This is a genomic window from Streptomyces sp. NPDC017979, from assembly GCF_044328175.1.
GTDB lineage: Bacteria > Actinomycetota > Actinomycetes > Streptomycetales > Streptomycetaceae > Streptomyces.
In genome coordinates this window covers 253,186-266,798 of record NZ_JBIRGU010000006.1, presented here as the reverse complement: position 1 = coordinate 266,798, position 13,613 = coordinate 253,186, and the positions used below count along the sequence as shown (strand labels likewise).

General features: G+C 73.9%; 4 protein-coding genes. 2 read left to right on the top strand and 2 right to left on the bottom strand.

Annotation, left to right across the window (positions count from 1 at the left end; translation table 11 throughout):
• Positions 1-37: 37 nt before the first annotated feature.
• Positions 38-2,791: a right-handed parallel beta-helix repeat-containing protein gene (locus ACH4E8_RS19145; RefSeq protein WP_398449634.1), complete on the bottom strand. Its 2,754-nt coding sequence runs from the start codon at positions 2,789-2,791 to the stop codon at positions 38-40.
• A gap of 58 nt (positions 2,792-2,849) precedes the next feature.
• Entirely contained in the window at positions 2,850-11,954 is a 9,105-nt protein-coding gene (locus ACH4E8_RS19140; RefSeq protein ID WP_398449632.1) for a hypothetical protein, read from the bottom strand.
• Positions 11,955-12,157: 203 nt separating this feature from the next.
• Between ACH4E8_RS19140 and ACH4E8_RS19135 the strand changes: the two genes are divergently transcribed.
• Positions 12,158-13,153, top strand: coding sequence for a hypothetical protein (locus ACH4E8_RS19135; RefSeq protein ID WP_398449764.1), 996 nt, complete (start codon positions 12,158-12,160; stop codon positions 13,151-13,153).
• A gap of 139 nt (positions 13,154-13,292) precedes the next feature.
• Positions 13,293-13,595: a hypothetical protein gene (locus ACH4E8_RS19130; protein ID WP_398449630.1), complete on the top strand. Its 303-nt coding sequence runs from the start codon at positions 13,293-13,295 to the stop codon at positions 13,593-13,595.
• Positions 13,596-13,613 lie beyond the last annotated feature (18 nt).

Genomic DNA, 13,613 nt, shown 5'->3' with positions numbered 1-13,613 from the left:
CGCCGAGAACGCACGGCGGCCCCGACAGCGGCCCCGGCTACACCACCTGCGCTGACGGCTCCGGGACGTCCAGGTCGGTGAGCGTGACGAGGTCCGCCTCCGACGGGGCGTCGATCTCGGCGACCCGGTACGCCTGGCGCTCCGTCATGGCCTGGAAGGTCTGTCGGGCGGTGCGGCCGTTGCCGAACCTGCTGTCGCGGGGGACGCCGGCGAAGTGGACGTCCAGCGCCGCGCGCGCGTCCTCGGTGAGTTCGTACTCGTGGGACGCGGCGTGCCGCTCCACGATCCGGACCAGTTCCGCGTCGTCGTAGTCCTCGAAGAGGAGGGTGCGGTTGAAGCGGGACGCGAGGCCGGGGTTGGAGTCGATGAAGTGCTCCATCTCCCCCGGGTAGCCGGCGACGATCACCACGACGGCGTCGCGGTGGTCCTCCATCAGCTTCACCAGGGTGGCGACGGCCTCCTGGGCGAAGTCGTTGCCGCCGCCCGCCGCCGGGGCGAGGGAGTACGCCTCGTCGATGAAGAGGACCCCGCCCATGGCCTCTTGGAAGACGCGCTGGGTCTTCGGGCCGGTGTGGCCGACGTACTCGCCGACCAGGGACGAGCGGTCGGCTTCGATGAGGTGGCCGCGTTCGAGCAGTCCGACGGCGGCGAGGATGCGGCCGTAGAGGCGGGCGACGGTGGTCTTGCCGGTGCCGGGGTTGCCGGCGAAGACCAGGTGGCGGCTGAGCGGTGGGGCGGCGAGGCCGGCCGCCTCCCGGCGCTGCACCATCCGCATCAGCTTCACCAGGGATGCGACGTCCGCCTTGACCCTGGCGAGTCCGATGAGTTGGTGGAGTTCGCCGAGGAGGTCGTCGAGGCTCTCTTCGGGCACCTCGTCGGGGTGGGCGCCGTCGTTCTCCGCGGCCGTGGCGTCCGTCGGCGCCGGGCCGCCGAGTGCGCGTTGCGGCTTGCGCTTCCCGGGCGCGCCGGAGGGGGCGGGCCACTGCGGCACGTCGACCCGCAGGGAGACGCAGTCCTCCACCACGGGCCGGGCGTCCGGGGCTGCGCTCAGGTCCTCGGTGGCGTCCTGGACCCGGATGCGGCGCAGTACGGGGGCGGCGGACTCACCGAGGTGGACGGCGGGGAAGCCGGGCGCGGAGATCTCGCACTCCTCGTAGGTCCCGCCGCCGGCGGCGTCCACGATCAGGCCGTTCTTCGCGGGGCGCACCACCCGGACGCCGGTCAGCACCGGTTCGGCGCCGCCCGCGACCACCACACCGGACCCGGCGGCGTCCCGGATCTCCAGGTCGGTGACCTTGGGCGTGGCGCCGGAGCCGACGACGAGTCCGGCGGTGCCCGCCCGTACGAGTCTGCCGCCGCTGATCTCCTGGTCGCCCGGGGCGGGTCCGGGGCCGAGGACGACGGCGGCGCGCTCGCTGTCGGCGATCTCGCAGTCGTACAGCCGAGTCGTGCCCCCGGTGGCGGCGGTGACGCCGTTGTGGGCCCGGTGCACGGAGACGCCGCGCAGTTCGGCGCGGGCGGTGCCGACGACGTCGACGCCGGACATGCCGCAGTCGGTGATCCAGGTGTCGTGGACGACGGCCCGTGCGTCGGCGACGAGGTGGGCGCCGTGTTCGGGGGTGCGGGCGATCCGCAGGCCGCGCAGGCGCACGTCGGCGCCGTCGCCCGCGTGCACGGGACTGAAGGCGCACTCGTCCACGGCGCTGTCGTCGAACCGGACGACGGAGTTGCCGGTGGCGATGAGGCCGTTGGACGCCGAGGCGCGGATCACGGTGTCCCGGGCGGTGAGTTCGGCGCTGCCCTGTACGGCGACGGCCGCGGCCGCGGTGCGGGTGATCCGGGTGCCGGTGATCCTCACCCGGGTCTCGTCGCCGGCGTTGACGCCCGATCCGCCGCTGTCGCGCAGGGCGCAGGAGGTGAGGGCGACGTGTCCGCGGCCGCTGACGCGGACGGCGTCGGCGCCGCTGCCGGAGACCTCGCAGCCGTGCAACCGTACGCCGCCGTCGGCCGCGCGGGGCTCCGCCGCCTCCTCGTCCGGGGCGGGCGACGGGGAGCTGCCGAGGACCCGTACCGCGTCGCCGGCGCACTCCCGGATGCGGCAGTCGGCGAGCAGCGCCGACCCTTGGTCCTCCACCAACAGTCCGCTGCGTCCCGCGCCGTCGATGAGGGAGTCGGTCAGGGTGACGCGGGCGTTCTCGCGCACCCGGACCGCCGATCCGGTGCTGTCCCGCACGTCGGTGCGCAGGAGTTCGACGCGGGTGCCGCCGCCGGCGACGAGCCCGGTGCCTTCGGTGCCGCGCAGCCGGCAGTCGGTCAGGGTGACCGGGCCGCTGGTGCGCAGCAGCACTCCGGCGAGGGCCGCGCCGCTGAGCACGGCACCGGACATGGCGAGTTCGGCGTCGCCGTGCGCCTCCAGCCGGCCGGTGCCGATGCCGCCGCCGAGCCAGTGGGTGCGTCCGCCGCTGAGCACCACGGCGGGCCGGTCGGCCGCGCCGCCCTCGACCACCAGTCCGTCGAGGACGACGCGGGCGCCGGCGACGACCTCCAGCGCGGGCCGCCCGTCGCCGGGGGCGGCGAGCACCGCGCTGCCGGGCTGCTCCCGGCCGTCCTCGCCGAGCGCGCGCAGGGTGACGCTGCCCTCGACGCGGACCGCCTCCCGGTGGACGCCGGGGGCGATCCGTATCTCGTCCCCGTCGGCCGCGGCGAGCAGGGCTGCGGCGAGGGTCGGGTGGGCGCCGGGGGCGCCGGTGCCGACCTGGTGCACGGCGGGGGGCTGGGCTGGGGGTGTCACAGGGGTTCTCCGTGGAGGCTGGTCAGGGGGACGGCGCTGGGGTGTGGGGTACGGGCGGTCACTGCCGGTGCTGCCGGTTCAGGGCGTCGAGGATCTGTTGGTTCACCAGGTCCGGGTCGATGCCCAGCTCCACCAGCCTCTGCCGGGCGTCTTCGAGGGCGGCTCGGGCGGCTTCCGCTTCGGCGCGTGCCGGGCGGCCGGCGGCCGTTGACGTCGACGGCTGTCCGGGGTGTCCGGCGGCGGAGTTGGCCTCGACGTTCCTGATGTAGGCGAGTTGGTAGTGGTCGAGAACGGCTTGGACGAGGCGAGGGTCGGGCGCCGGCACCGGGTGGCCCTGGCCGGCACCACCGCCTGTGGAAGGCCCGTACGCACTGCCGCCCACCGGATGCCCGTACGCGCTGCCGCCGGGCACGCCGCCGCTGTCCGTGGCCCTCGCCTTCCCCGTGGCCGCGCTCGACGGGGCGGGCCGCACGTGGTCCACCGGTGCCGTGTTCCAACCGCCGCCGTCCCTGCCCCGCCAGTACAGGTTCAACGTGTTCGACGCCCCCACGTTGATGGGGTAGGAGGTCCCGTCGGCGGCGATGACCTGGAAGTTGTGGCCGAGTGCGTGGGCGTAGAGCCGGAGGACGTACTCGCCTCCCCGGCCCATGGCCCCGTCGAGCCCCCTGCCGGCCGCCCCCGGGGCCTCCACCCGGCCCGTCGCCAGCCGGACGAAGAGGTCCCTCGGGGTCAGCCCCGCCGCGATGGCCTGGGCGTTGGGCCGGTCCAGCCGGTCGAGTTCGGTGAGCCCGTCCTGACCCGCTCGCGCCGGGTCGAAGCGGTTGACCACCCGCTCCAGCATCTGGTCGGCGAGGCTCGGCCGGGCACCGGGCGCGCCCGACAGGTCGTTGAGCGCGGCGAAGAGCGACCCTCGGGGCGCGGCGATCCCCTGGCCGGGCAGGTGGACGTCCCTCAGGTACCGCAGATGGCGCAGGAGGTTCGGGGTGTCCGCGGAGAGCGCCAGGTTCTCCACGTGGATGCGGGTGGACTCCGGGTGGATGCCGGCCCGCAGTTCGCCGTTGGCTCCGCCGCCCGGCACCGGCTGGGACGCGTGCCGGGCGATCCGGTCCACGGCGCCGTCGCCGAGGCGCGCGTCGAGCCCCGCGGCGAGTTGGGCGATCGAGGGCTGCGGTACGCGGTCGAGCCGGTTGTACCGGGGGTGCAGGACGTCCGGCGCGGTGGTCGTCCCCGTCATGTAGTCCTTGCGGTAGGGCACGGTCCGCACCCCGGCCATGGCGGACCGGGCGTTCGTCGTCCGGTCGTTCTGGCCGAGCAGCCGTGACGTCAGGGGCTTGGGCGGGACGTGGTCCTGCCGCAGGATCTGGGACGTGCCCTCGTTGAAGGTCCTGACCAGGCGGTCGAGTTCGGTGGGGATCGCCGCGCGCTCGAACTCGGTGTGGAAGGCCGCCCCGCGCTCCGGCAGCGCGTGGTTGGCGGCGTCGATCTCCCGCCGGGTCAGCCGTTCCTCGTACGCGTCCCTGATGGTCAGGACGGACCTGCGGGGCACGTCGTTCGGCGCCAGCGCGGGCACGGGCGGCCCGCCCTGCGGGTCGGGTACGGCGTAGCCCTGCACCGCCCTGGCGCGGAAGGCGGCCAACGCGTGGTCGGCCGGTCCGCGCAGCGCCCCCAGGTGTTGGTCGGCCAGGTTGCGGAGGAAGCCGGCCATCTGGGCGAGCTGTTGGGGGCCCGCGGTCGGCAGTGCGTCCGCGATCCTGGTCAGTGCGGTGCGGAGGTCGTTCACCAGCGGCTCGACCGGGGCGCCGGAGCCGGCCGTACGGCCGAGGGCGCCGTACGCGGGCGGCGGGGCGTCCAGTTCGTCCGCCAGCCTGCGCAGGGCGTCGGGTGCCTGCGCGCTCAGGGCCTCGATGGCGCGGGGGGCGGCGTCGACCATGCCCAGCAGGGCCTGGGCGGCGCCGGGCGGCAGCGGGACCCGGCCCAGGAAGTGGTTCCCGGCCTGGAGGTTCTGTCCGAGGTGGTGCAGCAGGTTCGGGGCGTGCCCGGCCCGGCCCGCACCCTGGGCGATCAGGTCGGCGTACTCCCGTAGGAACGCCCCCGGCAGCGGGAGTCCGGAGCCCTGGTACCACAGGCCGCTGGCGGTGACGGAGCCGACGCGGGCGTGCAGCAGGCGCTGCGCCGCGGCCACTCCGTCCGGTCCCCGCAGCGGCAGGTCCCGCTGGAGGAAGTCGGCGATCAGGCGCAGCCCGTCCTGCGTCTCGGTGATCCTGACCGCCCTGCGGTCCAGGGCCATGCCGTACGCGGTGGCGTCGGTGCGGCGCAGGAACTCCTCGGCGCGCCGCGCGGGGTCGCCCGTCGCCCCGAGGCGGTCCCACACGATGGCGTGGTCCACGGCGGTCAGCAGGTCCGGCGCGGCGCCGGCGGGGAGTCCGGGGGGCGTCGGCGGCAGCGGCAGCCGCTGGTCGAGTTCCCAGGAGTTGAGGACGTTCAACCGCTGGCTCAGCACGTTGAACTCGGCCTCGCCGTCGCCGAACCGCACCAGCCCGGACTGGGACGTCGCCCGCGGGGAGGCGGAGTTGCGGGGGATCATGTTCCGCAGGTCCAGGAGCGTCGCGGCGCCGTCGACGAAGAGGTTCGGCTCGGGGCCGTAGGGCACCATCGGATGGGTCGCGGCGGCCGTGCCCCGTACGCGCATGTCGTGCGGGAGCCGCTGTGCGAAGTCGGTGGAGTATTCGGCCGCCCGCTCCCGCAGCAGGGCCCGGGTTCCGGGGTCCGCGAGGTCGTGGACGTCGCCCTCGCCGACCGTGCGGTAGCCGCCCACCATCATCAGGGGGCGCGTGCCGTCGAGGGACCGCTCGAAGTGGGCGAAGACGTGTCGGCCCGACGGCACCGTGTGCGGGTACATGTCGAAGTCCACGACCGCCACGTACGGGTGGTGGTTGCGCTCCATCATCGACCGGATCGCGTACTGGGTGGCGGGGCTCGTCAGCGTGAGGTTGCGCGCCGTCCCCTGGAGGACGAACGGGCCCTCCCGCGACGGCAGCGGGGTGCCGATCACGGCCAGCGGGTGGGGGAAGGAGACCTGTTGGGGGACGGTGCGGACGGCGTCGGCGTACCCGTCGCCGTTCACCCCCACCACGACGGCGAAGCGCCCCCGGAAGTCGTCGTCCAGCCGGTGGGTGAGGGCGTTCAGGAACCGCTGGAAGCCGGCTGCGTCGCGGACCGAGCCGGCGCTCGCGATGACGTTGACGACGAAGGCGAGCCCGCGTCCGCCGTCGGCGCCGGTGCGGACGAAGTCCAGGTACTCCCCCGGCTCCATGGGGCCCGGCGGGACGGTGCTGCCGAGCGCCCGGAAGCCGTCGTTGGCCCAGGTGACCTGGGCGGGGCCCGGGGCGGGCGGCGCCGCCTGGCCCGGTGTGGCGCCGGGGGCGGCGTGCGGCGCCTGAGGCGGGTTCTGGGCGTAGAGCTGGTCCAGTTGGGCGAAGAAGTCCGCCAGCTCCTGGTCGTTCATCGGCTGGCCCGAGCCGGCGAGCTGGCCGTCGGCCCAGAAGTCGTCGTCGAACAGGTCGAGTTGGTTCGGGGTGCCGCCCGGCGCTTGGAGCTGGGCGGTCAGTCGGGGGTCGCCGGCGGTCACCGGGGCGGGCTGCAACCACACGCCGCCCTGCGGCGGTTGGGCCGGCGCGGACGGCTGGGCCCGCGTCCCGGGGAGCGCGGACGGGAACTCGTTGTCCAGCCACGCCATGGTGTCGTTCAGGTTGAGGTGGGTGAACTGGAGGTCGAACTCGTCCAGTTGGAGGCCGACACCCGGGGCCGGGGTCGGCAGGGGCCCGAAGGAGGCCAGGGCTTCGTCGAGCCACTCCAGTCCGGTGGCCGCGTCCGCCGCGGCCACCGGGTTCGTCCCGGACGGTCCGGCGTGCGGCGCGCCGGCCTGCGGGTTCTGCGCCGGGTTCGGCTGGTGCGGTGGGTTCGGCTGGTCCGGTGGGCCGCCGCGCCAGCCCTGGCCGGCGCCGAAGCCGCCGCCCGTGCCGCGTCCGCCGCTGCTGCCGCCGAGGAGCGCGCCGTCGCCGGTGTGGACGTTCGCCCTGGCGGCGTCGATCCGCGCGCTGGTCGCCACCGGGTCGACGCCGAGGGCGCGGAGGCCGTCCTCGGCCTCGAACACGGTGCGGTAGGCCGCGTCCAGGTCCCGTTGCAGCAGCCGCTGGCCCGCGCTGGGCCCGGTGGAGGAGCCGAGGCCGTTCGCCGGCAGCTCCCTGGCGGCGCGGGCTTGCAGCGCACCGAGTTCGGTGCGGGCGACGTCGTACGCGTCGAACGCGGCGAGCCGGGCCTGCGCCTCCTCGCCCGTGGTGGTGCCCTGGATGATCTCCTGCCGCACCCGGGCGCGCTCCTGCCAGACCCGGACCACCGCGTGGTCCTCCGAGAGCCCGGCGGTGGCGCCGGGCGCGGCGTCGTCGTCCTGGACGAGCGCGCGCCCCTTGCCCTTGGCGTCGCCGGTGGCGGGCGGCGTCACGTCGCCGGTCACCGCGGGCGTGTTCGCCTTGACGCGCTTGTCCGCTTCGACGGCCCACTCGCGCAGCCAACGCGGGTCCTGGAAGTCGCCGACGAGCCTGGTGAGCTTCCCCTTCGCCTTGGTGTTCAAGGAGCTCTCCCCGACCGCCTTCTGCACCGCGTTGACGGCGGAGGCGCGCATGTCCTTGGCGACGTCGAGCTTCCCGGCGAGAGCGGTGAAGTCCGTCGCGTCCGCGAGCCAGTCCCCCTCCGCGCGGACGGCGCGGGCGATGGGGTCGGTGATCCGCGTCCGCAGGGACTTCTGCGCGGCGGCCCCTCCCCCGGACTCCTTGAGCGCCTTCTCCAGGCCGCTGAGGAGTGCGTGGTTGTCGTCGTCCCGGACCGCGTTGTAGATCTTCGAGGTGTACGCGTACTCGTTGCCGGGCGTCAGGCTCACCGGAAGGACGCGGGGCTCCCGGCGCAGTTGGACGTTGTCCATCTTGCCGGTCGCCGTGATGTCGGCGAGGTACTCCTGGCTGAGGAACCGCCAGCTTCCGTCCGGCTGGCGCCAGAGGATGTTGGTCGCCCCGGGCCACTCCCGCCCGTTGTGCGTGGAGAGATAGGCCGCGTCGCCGATCCAGTCCGTCGGCGAGCGGTCCACCCGGAAGTTCGTGGCGTGCACGATCGCGGTCGGCCCGTTCGGGGACTGGTAGTGCCAGGCCCGGAAGACGTGTTCGTCGACGTCGGTGATGGTGAGTGCGCAGCCGTTCATCTCCGGGGTGAAGACGAAGTCGGATCCGACCCCGTTCTGCGGGTGCCGGGAGACGACGGCCTTTCCGATGTCCTTGGACTCCTTCGCGTTTCCGCTCTTGTACGGGATGAACCCGGAGGCGAGGTAGTCGTCGTCGGCGATCGGCCGCAGCATCGCGGGGTGCCCGGCGAGTTCTTCGAAGAGTTCGCGGGTGGTCTTCGACACGTCGTCGGTCGCCCGGAACAGGTCGCCGTCCAAGAACGCCTGGACGTACCGCTCGACGGCCGGGGTCAGGACGAGGGTGCCGCTGCGTGCCGCGGGGTCGGCGCCGTCGCGCACCAGCACGAACCAGTTCCGGTCCGTCTCCCCCATCATCCTGACGAAGCGGTTGGCGAGGTCGTCGCTGAAGCCGGGCATGCGGCCCTTGATGCCCTTGGCGAAGTCGGTCGTGACGGGGCTCTCGCGGAGGAACTGCACCGGGTCGGCGACGAAGGCGCGGGTGCGGGAGCCCTCCGGGCCGGCGTAGGGGTTGTCGACCCGGCCGGCCGCGGGGCGGGGCGCCGCGGGCGCGGGGGCCGTCGGGGCGGGCGCCCGCCCGAGGTCGTCGACGGGTCCGCCCGGGAGGAGTTCGTCGGGGGTGGGTGCGTGCTGGGTCGGTTCGTTCGGGGTGAGTTCGTCGGGTGCGGGGCCGTCCGCCTGGCTGGTCCCGGGCGCGGGCACCAGGTCGTCGCCGGCCGTGGCGGCGGCGTCGGCTGCCTCGTCCGCCTCGTCGGCGAGGACCCGGGAGAGGTCGGGCTTACCGGCTCCGCCGGGGACCCCGCCGTTCTCGAAGACCATGCGGGTGTTGAGGGAACGCACCTCGTTCAGCGTTCCGTCGGGGTCGACGCCGACGTCCCGGAGCGCCTTGCGGGCGTCCTTGACCTCGGCGAGGGCGACGTCCAGCGGGGACTTGGCGCCGGGGGTGGCGCCGGCGCCGGAAGAGGGCCCGGCGCTGGAGGAAGAGCCGGCGTTGGATGCGCCGGCGCCCGGGGTGCTCGGGGCGCCCTCGTCCGCGCGGCGCTGTGCCGTACGCAGGCGCGCGAGGGATTCCTCGTACGCGACGTAGCGCTCCATCCGCAGCTCGCCCAGCGCGCGGTCGGGGGTGCCGCCGGTGATGACGTTCCCGATGGAGAGCCGCAGTTGGTTGCGGAAGGTGGCGCCGGCGTGGCCCTCGATCCGGGTGGGGACCGGTGTGACGGGGCCGAGGACCGACGCGTCGGCGATCCGGGTCGGTGTCGGGGCCACGGCCTTGGCCGGCCGGATGTCCCCGACACCGACCGGGGTGCCGGCGCTCCCGGGGCCCTCGGGGCGTACGGGCGCGGGCGGGACGGGGGTCGACGGGGCGGGCTGCGCGGGCAGCGGCGTGCCCGGGGTCTCGGCGCCGCGACGGGGCCCGGCCACCAGGTCGAGCGCTTGGTGGGCGTCGGCCCGGACGGGGGCGACACCGGCCGCGTCGAGCGGGGTGCGGGAGGAGACGCCGCCCGAGGCGGACGACGCGCTCATCCCGGCCGGGGTGCGGGGGCCCGCGTCGTCGCCCCTCAGCAGGGACAGCGCCTGCTCCCGGCTGCTGAGGACGGGGACGGCCGAAGGGGCGGGCGCATCGGCGCCCTTGGGGCCGGCGGTGGGTGCGCCCGCAGCGGCTGAGGGAGCGGGCGTCCGGCCGGGGGCGGTGGCCGGGGCGAGGGTGGTCTGGCCGGCCGCTGCACCGGGAGCCGCGGTGGGCGGGGGCGCCGCCTGGCCGGGGACGGTCAGCGGCGGTGTCGCCGCGCCGGACGGCCCTGCGGTGGGCACGGCCGCACCGGGCAGCCCCGTTCCCGGGGGCGCGACGGTGCCGGGAGTCGCGGCGTTCAGCCCCGTACCGCCCGGCAGGGTGACGCCCGGTGCGCCCGCCGCCGAACCCGGCAGCCCGCCCCCGTTCACCGTCGAAGACACCGTCGAACCGGGCACCGAACCCGCCGCGGTGCCGGGCAGGACGCCCCCGCTCGGCACGGCCGCCCCCGGTAGCGAGCCGGGCGGGGTGAGGGCGATCGCCGCCAACGACTCCGCGTTCACCGTCACGTCGGTGTCGGCGCCGATCCGGAACGAGATGCCGTCCGCGCCCACGCTGCGCACCGCGACGTCCCCGTTGTGCAGGGCGAGCAGTTCCGGCAGCTTCAGATCGGCCAGGTCCTCGGAGTGCCCGACCGCGCTGCGCGCGAGGACGTTGCTGTCCTCCAGGGCCGCGTCGATGCGGGACAGTCCGTCCGACGCCGCCGCGCCCGGGCCGGCGTCGGGGGCGTCCAGGACGACGGAGAGTCCGGCGGGGTGGCGGGCGCCTTCGACGACGCCGATCGCGGTGTCCGCGGGCAGCAGCAGATTGCTGTCGAGGCGGACCGTGCCGGCGGAGGCGTCGAGCCGGGTGAGCGGGTCGAGCGCCGGGTTGCCCACGGCGGACTTCGGCAGCAGCAGCCCGCCGGGCGAGATCGTCAGGTTGCCGGGCAGGGCCGGGGTGAGCAGGCCGGGCACGGCGCCCGTGCCGCCCGGCACCGCCGCCCCCGGCCGGTTGAGCAGCAGGTCGCCGAGTTTGGCGAAGCCGAGGTCGGTGAAGTTCAGCACCGGCATCTTGCCGACGGAGAGGTGGAACAGGTCGGTGGCGACCGTTCCGAAACCGGGAGCTCCGGGGGCGGCGCCGAAGGGCCCGCCGAACGGCGACCCGACGCCGGGGACGCCGGCCCCCCAGCCGGCCTTCCCCGCGCTGCCGGCCTTCATCAGGTATTCGAGGTCGCCCGCCTTCGCCATCATCTGCCGGAGCGAGTGCTGGGGGACGCCGAGGACCCGGTCGGCGAAGGCGAGGGCGGCGGCGCCCCGGAAGCCGACGACGCCGATCTCGGCGAAGTTGACCGGCAGCACGGCCGCCGCCATGAACCGTCCGAACCGGTCCAACGTGACGAGTCCGTAGACCTTGAACTTGTCCACGCCGCCGGTGGCGAGGCCGGTGATCCTGGTCCAGTCGTCCATCGGGAGCCGGCCGAGGTACTTCATCCCGCCCCAGAGCCCGGGCAGGATCCCCTTCACCCCGGCCCAGGTCTTCGCCCCCAGCAGGAAGGGCACCACGAGGAAGCGGCTGGTGCCGGTCAGCAGGGCGATCTTCCCGACCTCGTCCATGAAGCCGGCCCCGCCGGCCTTCAGGCCCTTGCCGATCGCCTTGAGGGTGCCGCCGATGCCCTTGGTGGACGGGAAGAGGACGCCGAGGAAGGCCAGTCCGAGCTCCAGCCCGCTCGCCTTGCCCTGGCTGTAGTCGACGGCGACCTTGATGAGGTTCACCGCGTTCATCGCCCAGGCGATGATGCCGAGGAGTCCACCGGTGAAGATCGCGAGGATCGAGACGATGATCGTCAGGATCTCGAAGACCTCCCAGAAGATCTCGCAGTCGCTCGACGGCTGCTTCATCATGTCGCCGGCTTCGTCCAGTTGGGACCGGAACCGGTTGACGGCGTTGGACAGTTCGGTACGGGCTGCGGCGACGCCTTCGGCGAGGGCCTGGCGCTGCGGGTCGTCCTCGGGCAGCTTCTGCGCGGCGCCGAGCGCCGTGTCCGCCTCCCCCTGGGCGGCTTCGAGTGCGGTGGCGTAGCTGCGCATCGCCGACTCGGCGAGGTAGAAGGAGCCTTCGACCGCGGCGGCGAAGCCGTGGAGGTGTTCGTCGACCTTCTCGCGCAGCATGTCGGCGGTCTTGCCGACGAACCGCTGGCCCTCCCCGGAGGTGTTCTGGAGCTCGCGCAGCCCCGCGTTGACGGTGCCCGCGGCCTGGGCGAGGGTCTTCATCGCATCAGCGAGGAGGACGATCACCGCGGGGTCGCCGGGAGTCGGGTCCCCGCCCAGCCCCAACGAACTCCAGTCACCGGGACGCGCAGCCAACTCGGTCTCCTCGAAAAGCTCTTCACCACGCCGTCCCGGGTCGGGCGGCGCGCGGTCAACCTGTCCGATGGGTTCGGGACCCCTTCGGTTCACTCTGTGTGACAGCTCACATCCCCGAAGGCGAAGACGTGCCGACTTCGAGTGAACGGAACGCGGTGGACTGGCATCTGTCGGGGCGACGGATCTTGAGCGGCTTGCGAGGAATGCCTGTGCCCGACATCGCGGTGGACTACGAGCTCCTCAACGAGGTGGCCAAGAAGGCCGGCTCGTTGAAGGCGCAGGTCTCCGACGCCCGCACCAAGGCGCCCGACCTCGCGGACCACGACATCGGCTCCCCCACGGCGCGGATCGCGCTGCGCGGCTACTACCTGCGCTGGGGCAGTGCGTTCAAGCGGTCCGAGGAGAAGTTGGAGAAGCTCCAGGAGCTGTACGAGGGGGTGGCGAAGCGGTGGGCGAACTGGGACTTCCGGCTGGCCGCCGACGCCAACAAGCAGGCCGCCGCGATCGCCGCGGACCACTGGGCCGGCCAGAAGGCGATCTACGACAACTGGCAGCAGTTGGTCCGCGAGGGGAAGGTCGACCCCAACGACCCGGACGCCCCGAAGGACCCCGGCGAGCGGCCGAGCACCTGGACCAGCACCGACGGCGCCGGCAACTCCACCACCACGACGTACACCTACGGTCCGGACGGCAAACCGCAGTCGATCACCACGACCGTCACCACGGCGAGCGGGCTGACCAGCACGGAGACCACGACCTACCGGCCGGACGGCTCGTACACCTCGCACTCCACCGACGTGCACGGCAACGTCACGGAGTCCAACGGCACCACCACGACGACGCAGAACGGGCCGGACGCCAAGACCACGGTCAACGAGTTCAGCAGCACCACCACGGGCAAGGACGACTCGAAGACCACCACCTCCGGCACCACCACGTCCGTGTACAACCCGCTGACCGGGGAGCGGAACTCGAAGACGACGTACACCACGACCGGCCCCGACGAGGACGGCGAGGTGCGGACCGTGACCGGCACCATCGAGGCGACCGTGGACGGCCAGGGCCGGGAGACGACCACGACGGTCGAGGTCAAGGCGGACGGCAGCGGGACCAAGACCGTCGAGACGCCGGACGGCCGCAAGGAGAAGTGGGTCAGTGACGACGCGTCCGGCGACACGGGCTGGCGGCTTGCGCCCTGACCCCGTACGGGCCAGGGGCGGTGGGCCCGTACGGGGACCGTGACCCCCGGCCGGACCCGGTCTCCGGCCGACCGGCCGAACCACCCGATGACCCCTTTCAGTTCAGTTCCAGTTCAGTGCAACCAGACGAGGAGCCACCGTGCCCGCAGGCAACGTCAGCATCAACTACGCCGAGATCGAACGCGTCTCGAAGGTGATGGACCAGGCCGTCAAGGACATCGTGCCGATGTTGACGAACACCAAGACGTCCGTGGAGGGCCTCTTGGACAACGGCCTCTTCATGCAGAAGAGCAGCCCGGCGATGAAGCTGTCGTACGACAAGCTGACGACGTCGCTCACCACCGCGATCGCCGGCATCACCACGTTCGCCGGTCAGTTCGAGAAGATCAAGATCGCCGTGCAGGAGATGGACGCCTCGATCGCCAAGGGCTCCGGCGGCTGATCCGCCCCCGCACCCGCG